Annotated in this window: 17 protein-coding genes; 13 read left to right on the top strand and 4 right to left on the bottom strand. The window is 64.8% G+C overall.

Translation table 11 applies throughout. The features are described from left to right. Positions 1-258 precede the first annotated feature (258 nt). A complete protein-coding gene (locus tag AC1RWI_RS03345) occupies positions 259-804 on the top strand; it encodes a PadR family transcriptional regulator (protein WP_043357051.1) in 546 nt (181 codons plus the stop codon). A 129-nt stretch (positions 805-933) separates the two neighbouring features. Here AC1RWI_RS03345 and AC1RWI_RS03340 read toward each other — a convergent pair whose 3' ends face one another. After that, positions 934-1,935 (bottom strand): NAD(P)H-dependent flavin oxidoreductase, encoded by a 1,002-nt coding sequence (locus AC1RWI_RS03340; protein WP_174424123.1) that lies wholly within the window; start codon positions 1,933-1,935, stop codon positions 934-936. Between the two features lie 60 nt (positions 1,936-1,995). Next, positions 1,996-2,376 carry a nuclear transport factor 2 family protein gene (locus AC1RWI_RS03335; RefSeq protein WP_492864592.1) on the bottom strand — a complete coding sequence of 127 codons (381 nt, stop codon included), beginning with the start codon at positions 2,374-2,376 and terminating at the stop codon, positions 1,996-1,998. A 385-nt stretch (positions 2,377-2,761) separates the two neighbouring features. Here AC1RWI_RS03335 and AC1RWI_RS03330 point away from each other — a divergent pair, with 385 nt between their 5' ends. Next, a complete protein-coding gene (locus AC1RWI_RS03330) occupies positions 2,762-3,790 on the top strand; it encodes a tyrosine-type recombinase/integrase (protein WP_492864590.1) in 1,029 nt (342 codons plus the stop codon). 195 nt (positions 3,791-3,985) lie between these two features. Continuing rightward, complete coding sequence (gene galE / locus AC1RWI_RS03325; RefSeq protein WP_492864539.1) at positions 3,986-5,005, top strand: UDP-glucose 4-epimerase GalE; 1,020 nt, start codon at positions 3,986-3,988, stop codon at positions 5,003-5,005. 65 nt (positions 5,006-5,070) lie between these two features. Here the strand turns inward: galE and AC1RWI_RS03320 are convergent, their stop codons facing one another. Further along, positions 5,071-5,376 (bottom strand): H-NS histone family protein, encoded by a 306-nt coding sequence (locus tag AC1RWI_RS03320; protein ID WP_043357044.1) that lies wholly within the window; start codon positions 5,374-5,376, stop codon positions 5,071-5,073. Positions 5,377-6,201: 825 nt separating this feature from the next. On the opposite strand from AC1RWI_RS03320, the gene AC1RWI_RS03315 reads away from it, so the two are divergent. Both AC1RWI_RS03315 and AC1RWI_RS03310 read left to right on the top strand, forming a co-directional pair. After that, complete coding sequence (locus AC1RWI_RS03315) at positions 6,202-7,953, top strand: methyl-accepting chemotaxis protein (RefSeq protein ID WP_043357042.1); 1,752 nt, start codon at positions 6,202-6,204, stop codon at positions 7,951-7,953. Between the two features lie 132 nt (positions 7,954-8,085). Then, positions 8,086-10,047: a putative bifunctional diguanylate cyclase/phosphodiesterase gene (locus AC1RWI_RS03310; protein WP_043357040.1), complete on the top strand. Its 1,962-nt coding sequence runs from the start codon at positions 8,086-8,088 to the stop codon at positions 10,045-10,047. Positions 10,048-10,090: 43 nt separating this feature from the next. Here AC1RWI_RS03310 and AC1RWI_RS03305 read toward each other — a convergent pair whose 3' ends face one another. After that, complete coding sequence (locus AC1RWI_RS03305; RefSeq protein ID WP_043357039.1) at positions 10,091-10,843, bottom strand: hypothetical protein; 753 nt, start codon at positions 10,841-10,843, stop codon at positions 10,091-10,093. Positions 10,844-11,178: 335 nt separating this feature from the next. Here AC1RWI_RS03305 and AC1RWI_RS03300 point away from each other — a divergent pair, with 335 nt between their 5' ends. The 8 genes from AC1RWI_RS03300 (at position 11,179) to motA (ending at position 19,091) form a co-directional block, all read left to right on the top strand. Continuing rightward, the gene (locus AC1RWI_RS03300) at positions 11,179-11,562 is read left to right on the top strand and encodes a response regulator (RefSeq protein WP_043357037.1); all 384 of its coding nucleotides are present in this window, start codon (positions 11,179-11,181) and stop codon (positions 11,560-11,562) included. Between the two features lie 168 nt (positions 11,563-11,730). After that, entirely contained in the window at positions 11,731-12,207 is a 477-nt protein-coding gene (locus AC1RWI_RS03295; RefSeq protein WP_043357035.1) for a chemotaxis protein CheW, read from the top strand. Between the two features lie 45 nt (positions 12,208-12,252). Continuing rightward, positions 12,253-13,893, top strand: a complete 1,641-nt coding sequence (locus tag AC1RWI_RS03290) for a methyl-accepting chemotaxis protein (RefSeq protein ID WP_492864536.1) — start codon at positions 12,253-12,255, stop codon at positions 13,891-13,893. 153 nt (positions 13,894-14,046) lie between these two features. Then, positions 14,047-15,870, top strand: coding sequence for a methyl-accepting chemotaxis protein (locus AC1RWI_RS03285; protein ID WP_043357033.1), 1,824 nt, complete (start codon positions 14,047-14,049; stop codon positions 15,868-15,870). Between the two features lie 50 nt (positions 15,871-15,920). Next, a complete protein-coding gene (locus tag AC1RWI_RS03280) occupies positions 15,921-16,652 on the top strand; it encodes a DUF4088 family protein (protein ID WP_492864534.1) in 732 nt (243 codons plus the stop codon). Positions 16,653-17,067: 415 nt separating this feature from the next. Further along, complete coding sequence (gene flhD / locus AC1RWI_RS03275) at positions 17,068-17,385, top strand: flagellar transcriptional regulator FlhD (RefSeq protein WP_006162633.1); 318 nt, start codon at positions 17,068-17,070, stop codon at positions 17,383-17,385. Further along, positions 17,382-17,987, top strand: a complete 606-nt coding sequence (gene flhC / locus AC1RWI_RS03270; RefSeq protein ID WP_043357029.1) for a flagellar transcriptional regulator FlhC — start codon at positions 17,382-17,384, stop codon at positions 17,985-17,987. The genes flhD and flhC overlap by 4 nt, the downstream gene beginning before the upstream one ends. A gap of 240 nt (positions 17,988-18,227) precedes the next feature. Continuing rightward, the gene (gene motA / locus AC1RWI_RS03265; RefSeq protein ID WP_043357027.1) at positions 18,228-19,091 is read left to right on the top strand and encodes a flagellar motor stator protein MotA; all 864 of its coding nucleotides are present in this window, start codon (positions 18,228-18,230) and stop codon (positions 19,089-19,091) included. The last annotated feature ends 1 nt before the right edge of the window (position 19,092 follow it).

Here is a 19,092-nt window from a genome sequence, read left to right as displayed (position 1 = left end):
ACAGGCATGCGGAATGACTATGTCTGCAAATGTATTGCACCCTGCCGAAAAATGCTATTTAGCATTTTTTAGATCTGCATCAGCGTTGTCGTCGCCTTGTCATTTTTCGTGTGTCCAACCGCCGGAAACTGGCGGTATCCGTGGGCAGCAGTCCTGGCGGGGCCTGGCTTTGCGCTACCATAGGCGCTCGCCACCCAAAGCCATGGCGGCTGCCATATGCCGCCACCGGGCGACCGGCCTCCACGTCACGCTTCCCGCATGTCCGTTCAGCACGCACTCCTGACTTCCCTTCTGGAAAAACCGTCTTCCGGCTACGAGCTGGCTCGCCGCTTCGACCGCTCCATCGGCTATTTCTGGCATGCCACGCACCAGCAGATCTATCGGGAGCTGGGCCGCATGGCCGAGCACGGCTGGATTGCCGCGGACGAGGGGGAGGGTGACGCCAGGAACCGCAAGAAGGTCTACTTCGTGCTGCCGCCAGGACGCGACGAACTGGCACGCTGGGTGCTGGCGCCTACGGCCGGCCTGGACGTGCGCGATGAAATCCTGGTGAAGCTGCGTGCCGATGCTGTCGTAGGCCCGCTCGGGCTGAGGCCGGAGATGACGCGGCTGATCGGCCTGCACCGCGAGCGGCTCGAGACCTATCGCCAGATCGAGCAGCGCGATTTCTTCGCCGCGCAGCCCACGCGCGCGCAACAGGTGCAGCACGCCCTGCTCAAGCGCGGCATCCGGTATGAAGAGGATTGGGTATCGTGGGCCGAGGAATTGCTGCCGCTGCTGGATAAGCAGGACGACGCGGCCTGAAGTCGCGCCGGGCGATCACGCCCGGCCGATGGGAAATGCGTGGAAATGCGTGGAAACGGGTGGCAATAGAGGCGGCGCACAGGTGGCCAGGCGCTGCGGCGCGCTGGCCACCGTCCGTCAACAACGCGCTCAGGCCAGGTCGGCCGCCGTTGCGCCATTGGCGTAAGCCGCTGCCGGGGCCAGCCCGAGGCGGCGGCGCGCCAGCGCGTATTCCTCTGCGAAGCGGCGCACCAACTCGGCGGCGGGCACCACGCGCTTGATCGCGCCCACGCCCTGGCCAGCGCCCCAGATGTCTTTCCAGGCCTTGGCGCTGCCCGAACCGAAGTTCATCTTGGACGGATCCGATTGCGGCAGCGCTTCCGGGTCGAGCCCGGCATTGACGATGCTCTGGCGCAGGTAGTTGCCGTGCACGCCGGTAAAGAGGTTCGAATAGACGATGTCCGAAGCGGTGCTGTCGACGATCATCTGCTTGTAGCCCGCTTGCGCGTTGGCCTCTTCGGTGGCGATAAAGGCCGAGCCCACATAGGCCAGGTCGGCGCCCGCGGCCAGCGCCGCGAGGATACCGTCGCCGCTGGCGATGGCGCCCGACAGCAGCAGCGGGCCGTCGAACCATTCCCGGATTTCATGCAGCAGCGCAAACGGCGACAGCACGCCGGCGTGGCCGCCCGCGCCCGAGGCGACCGCGATCAGGCCGTCGGCGCCCTTCTCGATGGCCTTGCGTGCGAAGGTGTTGTTGATGATGTCGTGCAGCACGATGCCGCCATAGGAGTGCACGGCATCGTTGACTTCCTTGCGCGCGCCCAGCGAGGTGATGACGATAGGCACCTTGTAGCGCACGCACAGTTCCAGGTCGTGATCGAGCCGGTCATTGGACTTGTGCACGATCTGGTTGACCGCGAACGGTGCCGACGGGCGGTCCGGATGCTTGGCGTCGTGCTCGGCCAGCTCGGTGGTGATGCGGTCCAGCCAGTCGTTGAGCACCGGGCCAGGGCGCGCATTGAGCGCCGGGAAGGAGCCGACCACGCCGGCCTTGCACTGGGCGATCACCAGGTCGGGGTTGGAGATGATGAACAGCGGCGAGCAAACCACCGGCAGCGAAAGTCGGTTCTGGAGAATGGCGGGAAGTGACATGGCGTTTCTGCGAGAGTGAATACAGTGGACCGGATAGGAATACGGGAAACGGTGAGGCGCTCAGGCGCTGGCGCCCTGCAGCACGGATTTCTGGCTGGCGAGCCGGGCGCCCATGGCGGCGGCGAGCGCGTCCAGGCCGCTCTTCGGGCGGACCATGACTTCGAAATCGTCGATCTTGCCCGCGTCGTTAAAACGGATCATGTCGATGGCCTTGACGGATTTGCCATCGACCGTCGCGCTGAACTCCAGCACCACGCTGCGCCCGTGGTCGCTGACAAATGTGCGGTGGTAGCGGAAGTCCTGGAACACCTGGTTGACGGATTCCAGCACCATGCGCAGGGCAACGCGGCCCGGGTACGCCGTGTGGGCGACGGGCGAGTGAAAAACCACTTCATCCGCCACGATGCTGTCCAGGTCGGACATGGAATGGGTGGCGATCATGCGGTGCCAGATGGCTAGCGAGGCCTGCGCTGCCGCTGACAAGGTTGCTTGGGTCACGGTGTCTCCTCCGGTTGGGCCGAGGGCGTGGGAGTCGCCCGTTGCGGCACGCTGCGCAACGCTTGCCCGCGACCCCTCAGGGACTGCGGCAGCGGCGGCTTACACATCGCTATGCAACCAGTTGCATAGCGATGTGTGAAAGGTAGCAGCAGACGACGCCAAATGCAATGGCCTGTCGTTGCGAGGGCAGGAACCGGCGCGTACCGGATCGCCGGATGAGGCCCGCCCGTGCCTGGGCAGCGGTCAAACGAACTCCGAATTTTGTGGCGATTTGTCTACAATAGCGGCATTGCCGAAAACCAATGCAGGAGCGCGAGTGAGTACTGACATGAGCGCCAACGGGCCATCCCCCGACCTGTTCGATGCGGACCTGGAGGCCTGGCGCAAGCAGCCCGAGCGAGCCTTCGATGGCTGGCTGGCCAGCCACGGCTTTCGCCATGGCACGGCTGTGGTGTACCGCGCGATGTGGGGCAAGCTCTTGCGCTGGTCGGGCGAGCGCGGCTTGGCGCCGCTGTCCTGGTCGGCGGAGCAGATCGGGGCCTTCCTCGATGAGCAGGATCTGCACAAGCATCACCGTTACCGCTACACGCGGCTGATCGAGCGTGTCTTCCACCATCTGTCGCTATTGCAGGACGGCTTGCACAACCCGGCCAGCCAGGCGGTGCGCGCTCACCTCGCCGAGGGCGAGAACGATCCGACCGCCTTTCTGCTGCCCGCCGAGCGCGATACCCTGATTGCCCGCGTGCTGGCACCGGCGGCCCTGGCGACCGGGCAGGACGGCGCCGCGCTGTCGGCCACCCAATGGAAGCGCGCCCGCGATACCGCACTGGTGGCCGTGTTGCTGGGCGCCGGCCTGAAAGTGGGCGAAGCGCGTGGCCTGGGCATCGACAGCATCGCCGAGGATGCCGCCAGGCTGCGTTTGGTCCGCGCCGACAACGGCCGCGCGTACGAGGCGCCGGTCTTTGCCTTCGCCCGGGCGGCGCTGCTGGCCTGGCTGGAAATCCGCTCCCGTACCGGCACGCTGGGCAATCTGGTGTTCCCGGCCATGCCAAGCGGGCGGCACTTGCACGCGGCCTCGTTATACCGCCGCGTGGAGATCCTGCTCGACGAGGCTGGCGTGCTGGCGGGGCGCAGCGAGCGCGCGTCGCCGCAGACGCTTCGCAATACCTGCGGCGCACTGCATTTCGAGGCCGGAGCTGGCCCGACCCAGGTGGCGCAGTATCTTGGCATGCGCGACCTGGAGTCTGGCTGGCGCTTGCGTGCGGCGTTTGAGGCCTGGCAGGCACGTGTCGGCCTGAAACCGGCGCAAGGCGGTGCCGGTGACACAGGCACGTCAGATGTGGCCTGCTATGCTTAGCCGTCCTCTTTCAATCTCTTTCAATCTGTCTCGACCGGTTTCGATCCGATGCGGGCAACCCCGGCTGGGCTTGGCTGCGGCCCGCCAGGGCAGCGGCGCGACATCGCAGCCTGAAGCATGGATTTCGCTTGTTGCACCGTGCGCGCTGTCCTGGCGTCCGTTACGTCTCTTTTCACAACTATTTGATGAATCGCTATGTCTGAAACCTTGCTGCTCACGGGAGCTACCGGTTATATCGCCTCGCACACCTGGGTCGCCTTGCTCGAGGCCGGCTATCACGTGATCGGCCTGGATAATCTCTGCAACAGCAATCGCGCCGTGGTCGAGCGGCTTGCGCAGATTACCGGCCAGCGCCCGCATTTTGTCGAAGGCGACGTGCGGGACCGCGCTTTGCTGGACCGTTTGTTCGCCGAACACCGGATCTCGGGCGCGATTCATTTCGCGGCACTCAAGGCGGTAGGGGAATCGGTCAGCAAACCGCTGGATTATTACGACAATAATCTCAATGGCCTGCTCACCCTCTGCTCGGCCATGAACACGGCCGGCGTGAAGCAGCTGGTGTTCAGCTCTTCCGCCACCGTTTATGGCAATCCGCATACGGTGCCGATCCTGGAGGACTTTCCGCTGTCGGCGACGAATCCGTATGGCCAGACCAAGCTGATGAGCGAGCAGATCCTGCGTGACTTGGAGCTGTCGGACCCCGCCTGGCGAATCGCCTACCTGCGCTATTTCAACCCGGTGGGCGCGCACGAAAGCGGGCTGATCGGTGAGGACCCGGGTGGCGTGCCGAACAACCTGATGCCTTATGTGGCGCAAGTCGCCGGCGGGCGCCGCGAGAAACTGCAGGTGCACGGCGGCGACTATCCCACGGTCGACGGCACCGGTGTACGCGATTACATCCACGTCTGCGATCTGGCAGCCGGCCACCTTGCGGCCCTGGTCTACCTGCGTGACCAGCAGCAGTGTCTGACGGTCAATCTCGGCACGGGCCGGGGCTACAGCGTGCTGGAAGTGGTCGCGGCCTACCAGCGCGCCAGCGGGCGCCCGGTGCCCTACGTGATCGGGGACCGCCGCCCTGGCGATATCGCTTCGTGCTACGCCGATCCCGCGTTGGCGCAAAAGCTGATCGGCTGGCGCGCGCAGCACGACATCGATCGCATGTGCGAGGATTCCTGGCGCTGGCAGTCGATGAACCCGCTGGGGTTTGCCGGCTAAGCTGCCTGGCCGGACGCGCGGGCACGCAGGCAAGCCGGGCGCCATGCCCGGCCTTGCGCCCGGCTTTAGCGAATCAGGAAGTCCTCGATGGTCTTGCCCGCGGCCAGGGCCTGGGTCAGCCAGCCCGGACGCTTGCCGCGGCCAGTCCAGGTATTGCCTGCACTGTCGCGATAGCGAACCGGTACCTTGCGGGTCGCCTTCTTGCCGGCGGCGGGCTTGGTGCCGAAGCCCAGGTCGTCCGCGGTCAGTCCATATTGGTCGATTTTCTGGCGAATATCGGCGATGACGGAAGCCTGCTCGCGGGCCTTGATTTCCTCGGCCTGCTTTTGGAGTTCGCTGATTTTCTGAACAATTTCCTGATAAGTCGCCATTACGAGCCTCGATTTACTGGGTGAGCGTGATGAATCGGATGAATTATAACGGCCGTACGCGATCCTGCAAACGCTTTTAACCCCGATGGAGAGAATTCTGATAAATCATCTGCGCCATCTAATTAATGAACTTCCACGCAGGTCGCCGGTCATCGATGGGGCCGGAATTTTCGGCGTGGTGCCCACTTTGGCATCTCGCCGAAATGCATGCGTGGCGCAGATTCGGTTTTTTTACATTCGCGCTGCGCAATAACCCTTCCCCTGGTAATGGCGAGGGTCATGAAGTGCTTTTGCTGTAACAATGCCGATCCGATTTCAGTTTGAGCGACCCTTGATCCGTATCCGACATGCCTGACGACTCGATTCACGTTGGCGCAGCCTCCCGGCGCGTCCCCGTAGAACTGGCAAAAGCCTATCGCCTGTTGAATCACGGCCCGGTGACGCTGGTCACCAGCGCCCATGCTGTCCGCCACGACTTGTCCAGCGCCGAAGTGGCGGCCGCGTGGGCTGACTTAGCCGCATTATCAGAGGGTCGATGGTGTGTTCCGGACGTCGAGTGCCGCTCAATGCGCCATTTGGCCGGTGGCGCTTTTTTTGCCACCGGCGAGGGTTTACAGGTAGTGCCGGGAGAGCGCGAATGAGCGGGGCGAGGGCGTTGCGCCGCGGCCGGAACGGCATGAGCGGCCTGGCGTGGCGGGCACGGCACCCGGCTCAAGAAATCGCGCGACACCGCCGTTATCTGCCCTGAGCGGGTCGCTGGGGTGTCGATCCGCCGGGCCGGGGCCGACGGAGGCCTTGCGCGTTTCTTACCGTATCGGGTGCTTCATGTCTTTCCATAACAATATCCAGATCAAAACTCTGCTGCGCGGCGCAATGGCAATGTTGTCGCTTCTTCTGATGCTGGTTGGCGGCGTTGGCCTGTATGGCATGTCGCACAGCAACGACGCGCTTCAGGAAACCTATGGTAACCAGCTTGCCTCGGCGCAAGCGTTGGGCGACGCCATGCTTGGCATGACGCGCATGCGCCTGGCCCTCGATCGCGGCGTCATGCCGGGAGAGGGAGATGATGGCAAGGCGGTGGTGGATCGCTCGATGATATTCGTCGACAGTGCCGAGGCGGCCTGGAAGCGATACTTGGCGCTGCCGCAGGATGCCGAAGAAAAGGCGCTGGCCACCGAGTTTGGCCGCAAGCGCCAGGAATTCATGGAAAAGGGCATCCTGCCCGTGCAAAAGGCCATCAGGGAGAACAACGCGGACGTGGCACTCAAGATTGCCAAGAAGGACTTGCCGGAACTGCAGCGCAGCATGGCTACCGCCTACGAAGCGCTGCAGGCTTTCCAGTACCGTACCGGCGAGTCCAATTTCAATGCCGCCCAGGCCCGTTTCCAGCAAGCGCGCGTGCTTTGCTTCCTGCTGATCGCCTTTGGCCTGGTGGTGGCCGCGCTGTGCACGGCTACCCTGCAGCGGGCCATCGTCCGGCCGGTGGAGGAGGCCCTGGCGGTCTTCGAGCGTATCGCCGCGGGAGACCTGACCTCGCGTATCACCAATGTGTCGCGCAATGAGGTAGGCCGGATGATGCAGGCACTGGTCGCCATGCAGGACAGCCTGTCGAATATCGTCTCGCAGGTGCGCGGCGGCACCGACTCGATCGCTTCGGCCACGCAGCAGATCGCGACCGGTAATCTCGATTTGTCGCAGCGTACCGAAGAGCAGGCCTCGTCGCTGGAGGAGACCGCAGCCAGCATGGAAGAGCTGACTTCGGCCGTGCGCCAGAATTCGGACAACGCGCGCCAGGCCGGCGTGCTGGCCAGCGATGCCTCGCAGATCGCGCTCAAGGGCGGTGACGTGGTGGGCCGCGTGGTCGATACGATGAACGAGATCAATGGCTCGTCGCGCAAGGTGGTCGAGATCATTGCCGTGATCGAAGGCATTGCCTTCCAGACCAACATCCTGGCGCTGAACGCCGCGGTGGAAGCCGCTCGCGCCGGTGAGCAGGGCCGCGGCTTCGCGGTGGTGGCAGGCGAGGTGCGCACCCTGGCGCAGCGCTCGGCCGCCGCGGCCAAGGAGATCGAGGCATTGATCAGCGAATCGGGCCAGCGCGTGGAAAGCGGCACCAAGCTGGTTGCCGAAGCCGGCCAGACCATGGGCGAGATCGTCAACGCGGTCAAGCGGGTCACCGACATCATGAACGAGATCAGCGCGGCCACGCAGGAACAGACCAGCGGCATCGAGCAGGTCAACCAGGCGGTCACGCAGATGGATCAGGTCACCCAGCAGAATGCTGCGCTGGTGGAAGAGGCCGCGGCGGCGGCCGGCGCGCTGGAAGAGCAGGCGCAGAAGCTCAATGGCGTGGTGTCGGTGTTCCGTCTTTCCGGCAGCCACGTGATGGCAGCACAGCCACCGGCAACGCGCGCGCCCGTGGCCGCCAAGGCCGCGGCGAGCGGTTCGCCCGGGCGCCAGCCGGCCATGCCGGCGCGCCCGCGCACGCCGGTCCAGCGCAAGGCAAGCGCGGCGCGTCCGGCTGTCCCGGCAATGGCTTCGGCCAGCGCTGGCGGCGACGACTGGAGCGCGTTCTGAGCCATGGTTGAACGTTTGCCGCCGTTTTCATCACCGGGGAAGCGCGTGTGATGCGATGATGCGGGTCTTGCGCCCGCATCGCCTGGATCGTCGCGCCATCGCCCCCAATTTTTGCGCAGCTTCCTTATTGACATGAGTGCTAGCCTTCTGCTGCTCGTTGCCCTATCCAGCCTCGCGGTCTGGTTGGGGATACGTGCAGCCAAGCCGGACCGGGAGCAGCCCAGCGGGCCGGCCCGGTCGCTGCAATGGGCGGTCTTGCTGCTCTCCCCTGCTTCCGTAGGCCTGCCGTTATGGGTCGCGCTGGGTTCCGGCAGCCTGCGCGTCACGCACGGCGTGTCGCGGACCGCGGCGGCCCTTGTCGCGACGGCCGCACTCACGCTTGCCATCCCCTGGCTGCGCCGCAACGTGCCACTGCGTGGTGCCGCGCTGGTGATGACACTGGCTGGCGCCGGCGTGGTGGTGGCTGCCGGCATGCGCTTGAGCACCCTGTGCGGCGAGGCCCCGCACCCGTCCGCCCTTTGCCTGGATCCCGGCAGGTTCATGCCGCCGGCCTGGGTGGCGGCGGGCGCACTGTTTTTGCTGCCGCTGGGATTCTTCGCCCTGCGCCGTGCCAACCTGCCCGGATGGCGGCTGGCCAGCAGCGGCAATTTCTCAAGCCCGCGGAGCCCTGCGCTGGACGAGATGTTCGAGGACCATCCGCCTGGCACTGGTGGCATCGCCGGCAGCGGCGGCCCGACCGTGCCGATGCGCCGCCGTGGCCGTATCCCGGGACGCCTGACCGTGCGCGCGACCGCGCGCGGGCATGGCACGGTCGGGGAGTACAGCGTCAGCACGGACCTTCCGGACCGTGCCGGTTTTGCTCGCTGGCTCGACCAGTCGATCGCCCAGGCGCGCCTGGCCGAGACCAGCTGCGCCGTGCTGCTGGTGCATATCGCCGATTTTCGCGAGGTCGACGAGGTTTTCGAGGTGCGCGCAGACGATATCCTGGCACAGGATGCCGGGGCGCTTGCCCAGGCAGCGCTGGAGCCGCACGACTTCCTGGCGCGCCTGGCGCGGGACGAATTCGCGGTCGGCGTGCCGGAGATGGTGCACCAGAACCGCGCCAATGAGCTGGGCGCGCGCCTGCTGGGCTCGCTCGCGGAGTTTGTGGCCGCGCGTGGCCTGCAGATGCAGATCGGGGTGAACATCGGCATCGCCATCTACCCGCGCGATGCGCAAACCTCCGAGGCCCTGATGCAGGCGGCACGCGTGAGCCTGAGCGAGGCGCGCGAGAGCGGCTCGAACCAGGTGCGCGTATTCAATTCGGCAGCCGGCGAACGCGCGCGGCGCATGCGGGTGATTCGCCGCGACCTGTGGCTGGCCATCCAGGACGATGGCCTTGCCTTGCAGTACCAACCGAAGTTCGACGTGCGCCAGCGCATCGTGATCGGCGCCGAGGCCTTGTGCCGCTGGCGCCATCCGACCCTGGGGCAGGTCAATCCCGCCGAGTTCATCACGGTGGCGGAGCAGTCCGGCCAGATCGACAAGCTCGACGACTGGGTGATCGCCACGGTCTGCCGGCAGATCCGCCAGTGGCAGGACGACGGCATCCCCGTGGTGCCGGTGGCCATCAACGTCTCTGGCTTGCGCTTTGCCAGCCGCGACTTCCCGCAGTACCTGCTCGAGCAGATCCACCAGCATGACATCCCGCCATCGGCCGTCACGCTCGAGATCACCGAGACCGCGGCGATGAAGGACATCGCCCAATCGCTGGAGACGCTGCTGGAGCTGCAGGCGCTGGGCATCCACGTGGCGCTGGACGACTTTGGCAGTGGCTATTCAAGCCTCGGTTATCTCAAGCGCTTGCGGGTCGGGACGCTGAAGATCGATCGGACCTTGATTGGCGGGCTGGATGTCGATGCGCAGGGCAGGGCCATTGTCGGGTCGATGGTGGCGCTGGCCCACGAGCTGAAGATGCGGGTGGTGGCGGAAGGCGTGGAGTCGCATTCGCAACTGGATATCCTGGCGGGGATGGGGTGCGACGAGGCGCAGGGGTATTTGCTGTCGCATCCCTTGGACCCTGCCACGTTTGCCAATTTGCTGTCGGGACCGTGAGGGGGGCGGGCGAACCGGGCGAACGACGCCTCGCCGTCAGACCTCACTTTCTGGGTGTGAAAGGCTCCGGTAAGGCACCTCCAGGCGGAAACAATGCCAACAGGCGGGTAAACCGCCCGCTCTCCGGCACCAGCAAGGCAAAGCGAGTCTCGCAATAGTGCCCGGTAACGGCCCCAAGCCGGCGCAACTGCTGGCTGCAGCTAACCAGCGACGGCAGCCCGCGCGGCAGGTAGATGCTCGCCAGCAGCGCCTCCGGCTCGATCCGCGTGCGGCCGTGAAAGCGCGCTAGCTGCATCAGCAGCTCATCCGACATGCCGGCCTCGCTGCTGGTGTCCAGGTGCAAGGGCAGGCCAACGGCGTCGCGATTGGCTACCGTCTGCACATCGCGCCAGTTCAGTGGCATGGGTCCGTCGCTGAGCACTGGCGCGAACAGCACCGAAGCCAGCAGCTGCAGGGTGCGCGGCAGCGCCTCGGCGGTGGTCGGCACGATGGGCCCGCAGCCAGTGGCGGCATGTGGCAGGCCGTCGACCAGCAATGTGAGCACCAGGCGATCGGGATGGCGCAGGGAGCGCAGGCGTTGGGCGGTGGTAGCGCTGATCTGCCGCTCCACGATCACAAGCTGCGCATCAGCCGGCTGGCGCGGGCGCCGCGATACCCAGTGCAGGCATCCACCAAAATCCGGCAGCGACGCCAGCAATGCGTCCGGGGCACCCTGGACGAAGACGGTGAGCTTGTCGGGTTGGCACGGGTCAGGGGTATCCCGTTTGCTCCACTGCGGGCCTGGCAAGTTCGACATGATCACGTTCCGATGGTATTGCAGTGCCTCAGTCGCGGGTAGCGCAGGCGTGCCATGGCCCACCGGTGCGAGGGCCATTTTACGGCGAGGCCGTAGTATGCCCACCCGCCGCCGGCAGATGCACCCCATGCTCGTGGGGTAACAAATCCCGCCGATCCACGCAACCGTACTACGGATTCGGCCACCGCTGCCGATATGCCCCAAAGGGGCGTTGTTTGCACCGGCCACTCCAGTCGCGCTTCGCCGCACACCGCAGCCCCGTCCGCAGGAACATCGGTCCACCGGGCCAGAACCCCGGCTTGTGGACTCACCATCGTGCTGTCAACGGAGCCGCTATGTCTTTGCCTCATATTCTAGTTGTCGATGATTCTCCCTCCTTGCGCCGCATGATTGGCGCCTGCTTGCGCGCGGGGGGCTACGGCGTGTCCGAAGCCGCCGACGGTGACGAGGCGCTGGCGCTCGCCCTGGACGCCACTTTCGGCATGCTGGTGACCGACCAGGTGATGCCGGGAACGGACGGCCTGACCCTGATCCGCAAGCTGCGCGGGCGCGCCGCCTATGCCGCCGTCCCGATGCTGATGCTGAGCACCGAGGCCGACAGCCAGGTGCGCGAGCAGGCTCGCGTGGCCGGCGCGTCCGGCTTCCTGGCCAAGCCGTTCGATCCGGATCAGCTGATGGAGGCTGTGAATGCGCTGCTAGACCCCTCCAAGGTAGGGTAAATGCCTTGGTATTGTTGCCCTTCAGTCACGTCCAGGACTGCCGTTAAGAGGTAAACGATATTCGTGCCTCGTCGCAGGCAGAGTCTCGGCCTGGCTGCCCTCCCGCGGGCCGGCCGGCTGCGGCTTTGCCAGCGCCGCATGGCCGGTCATGGCAGCGGGAGCCAGCAAATGAAAACCGGGAACAAGACAGAGGGCACGGGGGAGGAGTTCCTCGCGTTCAGGTTGGGCGGCGAGGAGTACGGCGTCGACATCCTCAAGGTGCAGGAGATCCGTGGCTATGAGAACGTCACGCAGATTGCCAATGCGCCAGCCTATCTCAAGGGCGTGGTCAACCTGCGCGGGATCATCGTCCCGATCATCGACCTGCGCATCAAGTTTCGCCAGGACAAGATCAACTATGACCAGTACACGGTCGTGATCATCGTCGACCTGCACGATCGCACCACCGGCATCGTGGTCGACGGCGTATCCGACGTGCTGACGCTGGCCCCGGGCCAGATCCGGCAAGCACCCCAGCTCTCCGGCGAGACGGACTACATCCGCGGCATCGGTTCGCTCGAAAGCCGCATGCTCATCCTCGTCGATATCGAGAAGCTGCTAGACACCGAAGAACTCGCAGCCATTGAGGCAGCCGCGGCCGCCTGAGGCGGGCGCACGTAGCGAGAGTCCGATCCACGCAGTCTTCCATCCATGCGAAATAATCAACCCGTTACCTCCCGCGAGTACAAGCTCCGCGCAGACGATTACCTGATCTCCAGGACCGACCTGAAGGGGCGCATTACGTTCGCCAATCGCGCTTTTATCGAAGCCAGCGGATTCGAACCCGAGGAATTGCTCGGCGCCGCACACAACCTGGTCCGCCATCCGGACATGCCGCCGGAGGCATTCGTCGACCTGTGGAAGACCATCCAGGCCGGTCGCTCGTGGGTTGGCATTGTCAAGAACCGCCGCAAGGACGGTGATTTCTACTGGGTCAGCGCTACGGTGACGCCCACGATTGTCGACGGCCAGCTGGTGGGCTACACCTCGGTGCGCTCGATGCCGCAGCGCGAGCAGGTTGAGGCAGCGGGCGCCGCCTACGCGCGGCTGCGCGAGGGCAGCGGCTCGGGCCTGGCCGTGCGCGACGGTGCCGTGGTGCGCAGGGGCTTGGCTGGGCTGCCGGCTCGCCTGGGCAAGATCACGCTCAAGCGGCGCATCCTGCTGTCGCAGGCGGCGGGCCTGGTGTGGTTCCTCACGGCGCTGCTGGCCTTCGAGGCGCTGGCCGGGGCACAAGCCATTAGCCAGTTGCGGCCCTGGCTGTGGGGCGGCTTCGGGCTGGCGGTCGCGTCATCCTTTATCGGCGGCACGCTGCTGCTGGCACGCGTGAACCGGCCGGTGCAGGACATGCTCGACTTTGCCTTGCGCATGGGCGCGGGCGATCTCACCACGCGCCTGGACTACCGCGCAAGCGACGAGGTGGGGGCGCTGGCGCGTGCCATGCGCACGATGCAGCGCAGCTTGCTGTCGGTGGTGGCCGAGATACAGGAGGGCATGACGAGCATTTCCACGGCAACGCGCCAGGTGGCCGCGGGCAACAGCGACCTGTCGCAGCGCACCGAGCAGCAGGCGGCCTCGCTGGAAGAAACCGCATCGAGCATGGAAGAGCTGACCAGCACGGTGCGCCAGAACGCGGACAACGCGCGCCAGGCCAGCGGCCTGGCAGCCAACGCCTCCGAGATTGCCGTCAAGGGCGGCGAAGTGGTGGGCCGTGTGGTGCAGACCATGGATGACATCAATGGTGCATCGAAGAAGATCGTCGACATTATCGGCGTGATCGAAGGCATCGCCTTCCAGACCAATATCCTGGCGCTGAACGCGGCGGTGGAAGCCGCGCGCGCCGGCGAACAGGGCCGGGGCTTCGCGGTGGTGGCGGGCGAGGTGCGCGGGCTGGCACAGCGCAGCGCGAACGCGGCCAAGGAAATCAAGGGCTTGATCGGCGACACGGTGGCACGGGTGGACAACGGCTCGGCGCTGGTGGGCCAGGCCGGGCTGACCATGGGCGAGATCGTGCAGGCGGTCAAGAGCGTGACGGACATCATGGGCGAGATCAGCGCGGCGTCCGCCGAGCAGAGCTCGGGCATCGAGCAGGTCAACAAGGCGGTGGCGCAAATGGACGAAGTGACGCAGCAGAACGCGGCGCTGGTCGAGCAGGCCGCGGCCGCGGCAGGCGCGCTCGAAGATCAGGCCGGGCGCCTGCGCGATGCGGTGGCTACCTTCCGCGTCAGCTTGCGCCCTGAAGCACGGCCGGTGCGCGCCCGCCAGGGCGACGCGCCGCATCTGGCGCAAGCCTGAAAAGAGAAAGAGATCAAGCAGTGTCGAGGCAATCGGCCTGAAAGCGTGTTCTAAAAGAAGAAGTAGCGCCTGTCGTGCGCATCGCCGGCAACCCGCCGGCAGCGGACAGATGAGGCCCCCGGTCAAGTCATTCAGAAAAAAGAGGTAGTCTGCATGCAATGGTTCAATCAGCTCCGCGTCACGACCAAGCTGGTCGTCGGCTTTCTGGTCGTGTCGCTTATCGGCGCGGTGATGGGTCTGCTGGGCGTCATCAACATGGGGCGCATGACGGACTGGACCAGCAGGATCTATCACGACGACCTGCAGGCGCTCAAGGCGGTGCAGAGCGGCAACATCGACCTGCTCTATTCCAGCCGCGCGCAGATCGCGCTGCTGTCGGCTTCGACCATGGGTGAGCGCGCCGCCGAGAAGGAACAGATCGAAAAGTCGCTGGTCCTGCTGGACGAGAGCGTAAAGCGTGCGCGTCCTGCGTTCAGCCAGCCCGAGGGGATCGCCCTCGTCAAGCAATTCGATACCCTGTTGCCGGCCTACCGTGAGCGGCTGGGCAAGTATGTGGCGCTCGTCAGCAAGCAGCCGCTCGATACCTCGCAGTTTGAAAGCCAGGTCTTTAGCGAAAGCGCCGACCTGATCAAGGATAGCCGTGCGCTCGAAGACATCATGGCAAAGATGGTCAAGCGCCGCGACGATCGCGCGCTGGCCAATATGGACGAAGCACGTGGCGTCTACGAAAGCTCCCGCCTGTGGATGCTGGGCCTGGTGCTGGGCGGCCTGGCCGTCTCTGTGCTGCTGGGCGCCTTCCTGGCCCGTACGCTGTCGCGCCAGTTGGGCGGCGAGCCGGCCTACGCGGTGGACATTGCCTCGCGTATCGCCGAGGGCGATTTCTCGGCAGACGTGAAGTTGCGTGCGGGCGACAAGGACAGCCTGCTGCACGCCATGAAACAGATGCAGCAGCAACTCTCGGCCATGGTGCGCGACTTCAAGGATTCCGCGGGATCGATCGCATCCGCCTCGCGTGAGATTGCCGCGGGCAACAGCGACCTGTCACAGCGCACCGAGCAGCAGGCGGCCTCGCTGGAAGAAACCGCATCGAGCATGGAAGAGCTGACCAGCACGGTGCGCCAGAACGCGGACAACGCGCGCCAGGCCAGCGGCCTGGCGGCCAACGCCTCCGAGACCGCGGTCAAGGGTGGCGAAGTGGTGGGCCGCGTGGTGAAGACCATGGATGAGATCAACGATGCATCCAGGAAGATCGTCGACATTATTGGTGTGATCGAAGGCATTGCCTTCCAGACCAATATCCTGGCGCTGAACGCGGCAGTGGAAGCCGCGCGCGCCGGCGAACAGGGCCGGGGCTTCGCGGTGGTGGCAGGCGAGGTGCGCAGCCTGGCGCAGCGCAGCGCGAATGCGGCCAAGGAAATCAAGGGCCTGATCGGAGACACGGTGGCGCGTGTGGACAACGGCTCGACGCTGGTGGGCCAGGCCGGGCACACCATGGGTGAGATCGTGCAGGCGGTCAAGCGCGTGACGGACATCATGGGCGAGATCAGCGCGGCGTCCGCCGAGCAGAGCTCGGGCATCGAGCAGGTCAACAAGGCGGTGGCGCAAATGGACGAGGTGACGCAGCAGAACGCGGCGCTGGTCGAGGAGGCCGCAGCTGCCGCCGGTTCGCTGGAAGATCAGGCTACGCGCCTGCAATCCTCGGTAGCGAGCTTCCGCCTGGCCGAAACGGATGGCTTTGCCGGCTCCCGCGCGCAAGCGCCGCAGCCCAAGGTGATCGCTGCGACCAAGGTCAAGCCCAGGCGCATGGAGCCGTCGGCACCCGCCATCCGCCACGAAGAGTCCGGTCACGCCGAGCCCGCGCCGGTGGACAAGGCTGAGCGCGAGGGCGGACGTGAAGCGCCTGCGCCGGTGACGGCGCGCGCGGCTCGTCCCGTAGCCCTGGCTACCTCGGAAAGCGGCGACTGGAGCGCTTTCTGACGGCGAATAAGGTGCTCCCGCCGTCAGCGGCATAGGCAGACCTGCACATCATGACTACTGAAATCACCCTGGCGCTGCCCGAAGAGGCTGCGGCCAAGCTGCGCGCCGAGTTCGAGCACTTCGTCAAGCTCTCGACCGGGTTGGACAACGAGTTCACGCCGCCCGGCTTCGATGACTTCCTGCGGGCGCGCCTGCTGCACCATGACGGCCCGCTGACCGAGCGCGCCGTCACGCGGTTGCTCTCGGGTGGGGAGTACGCCTGGGCCAAGCGTGTGTTCAACAAGCAGCTGCCCAATGCCATGGCGACGCTGATGCGCGACGCGCAGCGCTATGGCTTCGGCCTGGCGGTGCGCTACGAGTGGACGCCCCAGGAACGCCTTGCGCACGCCCGTGACTGGTCCCGGCAGATCCTGGAGGACGCCGGGGCTGACCTAGCCTTTACCGATCCCCTGGCATCCCAGCTGGCCACCTCCGCGGTGGATATCCGTACGCTCGAGGAGCAGATGCAGACACCGGCATGGCGCGTCGCGCAAAGCCTGCGCCGCCGGGTCTACGACCTTATGTACATGGTGCAGACTGAGCGCACCGCCGGCGCGGCACGCTCGCGGCTGGGCGAGTTGCGCGCGTTGCTGGGGCTATCGATGGACTACGGCACCGTGAGTGCCGAAGAAGCCGCGCGCGTGATGGAGCAGGTGGAGCAAACCTGCCCGCATCTGTTCCGCGAAGAGCCCGACGACCTGTTCGCACGGGTGGCTGCATGGCTGCGCAGGGTCCTAGTGTAGTGAGGCTAGCTCGTCAATAGAGGAATGCGACTAGTACACCCTCGGACGGGATGACCTAACGGGCTAATTTAGTGCTTTTCTTCTGTTACATACGCGTAACAGTTTTGATGCAAATCACATGACAAGGAGATGACCGTTACAAACTTTGAATCCCATGTATGTTTCATGCGACATTGCCGTACCCCAACGTAAGAGGGGATTGGCAGTCCGATCAGATTGCCGATATAACACTGTCAGTCGCACTTACACTCTGTAACATTTGTAACGTTTCAGATAGGTCTGACCAAGCGCAGTTCCGTAGTCGTACGCAGTACCCGTCGCACACGCACTCAAACGATCTGGTCGCCTTCAGCCTTCGGCTGCGGGTAAGCGCCGGACAAGCGGTCGAAGGGCTTTTTTTGGTAGCGGGGAAAAATTGGAAAGCAGTGAAGTTCTCCAGGAGATCAGGGAGGTCAATCTCGCCTATCTGCTGCTCGCGCAACGCCTGGTGCGCGAAAATCATCTGGAAGCCATGTTCAGGCTTGGTGTCAGCAAGGAAATTGCCGACATCCTCGCCAAGTTGACACCGGCCCAGCTTGTCAAACTGGCAGCATCAAACATGGTCCTATGCCGTTTTCGGTTCGACGACCATGCCTTGCTGTCGACACTCACCCATACGGCCAAGAGCCATGATATGCAGCAGATCCATGCTGCGATCCTGCTCGCACGGCAGCCCGTGGAGTCGCTCAATTGACCGCGCTCCTGCAGGCCCCGTCAGCCCGGAGTACCACGGCCACTCCCGTCCCCAATCGCAAGAGCGTCCTGCAGGATGCCAACCAGACCCAGCTCGCCATTGAGCTGATCGGCCTGGGTGCGCGCCTGCAAGTCCTCGAAGCCGAGACCACGCTCTCGCGCGATCGCCTGATCCGCCTCTACAAGGAGCTGCGCGGCGCCTCGCCGCCCAAGGGCATGCTCCCCTTCTCGACCGACTGGTTCACCACCTGGTTGCCAAACATCCATTCCTCGCTGTTCTTCTCGGCCTATCAGTTCATGGTCCAGCAGGGCGAGACGGTTGGCATCCGCGGCGTGGTGGCAGCCTATCGGCTCTATCTTGAGCACGTATCGCTGCTCGAAAGCGAAATTGTCTTAAGTTTCACCCGTGCCTGGACGTTAGTACGGTTTTTCGAGAGCAACATGCTGCAGCTTTCCAGCTGCACCTGCTGCGGCGGGCGTTTCGTTGCGCACGCGTACGAGCCGCATGCGAATTTCGTATGCAGCCTGTGCCGTCCGCCCTCGCGTGCCGGCAAAGCCAAGAAGCTCTCGAAGGACATCGCACCAGCGCAAGCTGTCGCCTGACTGAAATCCTTGGGTCGATAGGGCACTAAGTCTTCAAGTCTTGCCGTCTTCAGTCGTTAAGTCTTAAGACGGACCGGACTTCAGGACCCAAGGCTTCAAGGCCCGATAGTCCCAAGGTCTCAGATCCGATGGCAGCCTGCGTGACAGCTGAGCCCAGCCAAGGCAGGCGGTCTATCCGCCTGGCTGGAGGGGTGACGCTTGTGCGTGCCTGACGCGTGTTTTTCTGACGGGGAATCAATCGTGCTAGTTGTAATTGGCTTTGTTGTCGTGATAGTGGCGGTGCTTGGTGGATACGCCATGACCGGCGGCCATATGGGCGCGCTTTATCAGCCGGCAGAGCTTGTCATCATTGGGGGCGCTGCAGTCGGTGCGTTCATCAGCTCCAATAATGGCAAGGCTATCAAGGCCACCATGCGCGTGCTGCCGACACTGTTTCGCAGCAGCAAGTACAGCAAGGCGCTGTACATGGAAGTCATGGCGCTGCTCTATGTCCTGCTGTCCAAGGCCCGCCGCGAAGGCATCCTGTTCCTCGAGAAGGAAATCGCGGATCCGGCGGCCAGCAGCGTGTTCAGCCAGTATCCGCGCATCCTTGCCGACCCGGGAATGATGGAGTTCCTGACGGACTACCTGCGCATGATGGTCAACGGCAATATGAACGCCTTCGAGATCGAGACCCTGATGGATCACGAGATCGAGACCTTCCGCCACGAAGCCGAGGTGCCGGCGCATGCGCTGACCCGGATCGGCGATGGCCTGCCCGCCTTCGGCATTGTCGCCGCGGTGATGGGCGTGGTGCACGCGCTGGCCTCGGCAGACCTGCCGCCGGCCGAACTGGGCGCGCTGATTGCACACGCCATGGTCGGTACCTTCCTCGGCATCTTGCTCGCCTACGGCTTTGTCTCGCCACTGGCGGCGCGGGTCGAGCACCAAGTGGACGAAGCCGTGAAGATGTACGAGTGCATCAAGGTCACGCTGCTGGCTTCGCTCAATGGGTATGCACCTCTGGTGGCGGTGGAGTTCGGTCGCAAGGTGTTGTACTCGACCGAGCGGCCATCCTTCCTCGAACTGGACGACCACGTCCGCGAAGTCAAGAGCATTACCTGAC

It is taken from the genome of Cupriavidus sp. MPR-AND1C (assembly GCF_058809705.1).
Note: the sequence above shows the minus strand (reverse complement) of the source record. Positions and strands in the feature narration are given on the sequence as shown.

What these genes read in the sequence shown, in the direction of transcription:
- AC1RWI_RS03345 (WP_043357051.1), top strand. Translation starts at nt 259, where the DNA reads ATGTCCGTTCAGCACGCACTCCTGACTTCCCTTCTGGAAAAACCGTCT.
- AC1RWI_RS03340 (WP_174424123.1), bottom strand. Translation starts at nt 1,935, where the DNA reads ATGTCACTTCCCGCCATTCTCCAGAACCGACTTTCGCTGCCGGTGGTT.
- AC1RWI_RS03335 (WP_492864592.1), bottom strand. Translation starts at nt 2,376, where the DNA reads ATGATCGCCACCCATTCCATGTCCGACCTGGACAGCATCGTGGCGGAT.
- AC1RWI_RS03330 (WP_492864590.1), top strand. Translation starts at nt 2,762, where the DNA reads ATGAGCGCCAACGGGCCATCCCCCGACCTGTTCGATGCGGACCTGGAG.
- galE (WP_492864539.1), top strand. Translation starts at nt 3,986, where the DNA reads ATGTCTGAAACCTTGCTGCTCACGGGAGCTACCGGTTATATCGCCTCG.
- AC1RWI_RS03320 (WP_043357044.1), bottom strand. Translation starts at nt 5,376, where the DNA reads ATGGCGACTTATCAGGAAATTGTTCAGAAAATCAGCGAACTCCAAAAG.
- AC1RWI_RS03315 (WP_043357042.1), top strand. Translation starts at nt 6,202, where the DNA reads ATGTCTTTCCATAACAATATCCAGATCAAAACTCTGCTGCGCGGCGCA.
- AC1RWI_RS03310 (WP_043357040.1), top strand. Translation starts at nt 8,086, where the DNA reads ATGAGTGCTAGCCTTCTGCTGCTCGTTGCCCTATCCAGCCTCGCGGTC.
- AC1RWI_RS03305 (WP_043357039.1), bottom strand. Translation starts at nt 10,843, where the DNA reads ATGTCGAACTTGCCAGGCCCGCAGTGGAGCAAACGGGATACCCCTGAC.
- AC1RWI_RS03300 (WP_043357037.1), top strand. Translation starts at nt 11,179, where the DNA reads ATGTCTTTGCCTCATATTCTAGTTGTCGATGATTCTCCCTCCTTGCGC.
- AC1RWI_RS03295 (WP_043357035.1), top strand. Translation starts at nt 11,731, where the DNA reads ATGAAAACCGGGAACAAGACAGAGGGCACGGGGGAGGAGTTCCTCGCG.
- AC1RWI_RS03290 (WP_492864536.1), top strand. Translation starts at nt 12,253, where the DNA reads ATGCGAAATAATCAACCCGTTACCTCCCGCGAGTACAAGCTCCGCGCA.
- AC1RWI_RS03285 (WP_043357033.1), top strand. Translation starts at nt 14,047, where the DNA reads ATGCAATGGTTCAATCAGCTCCGCGTCACGACCAAGCTGGTCGTCGGC.
- AC1RWI_RS03280 (WP_492864534.1), top strand. Translation starts at nt 15,921, where the DNA reads ATGACTACTGAAATCACCCTGGCGCTGCCCGAAGAGGCTGCGGCCAAG.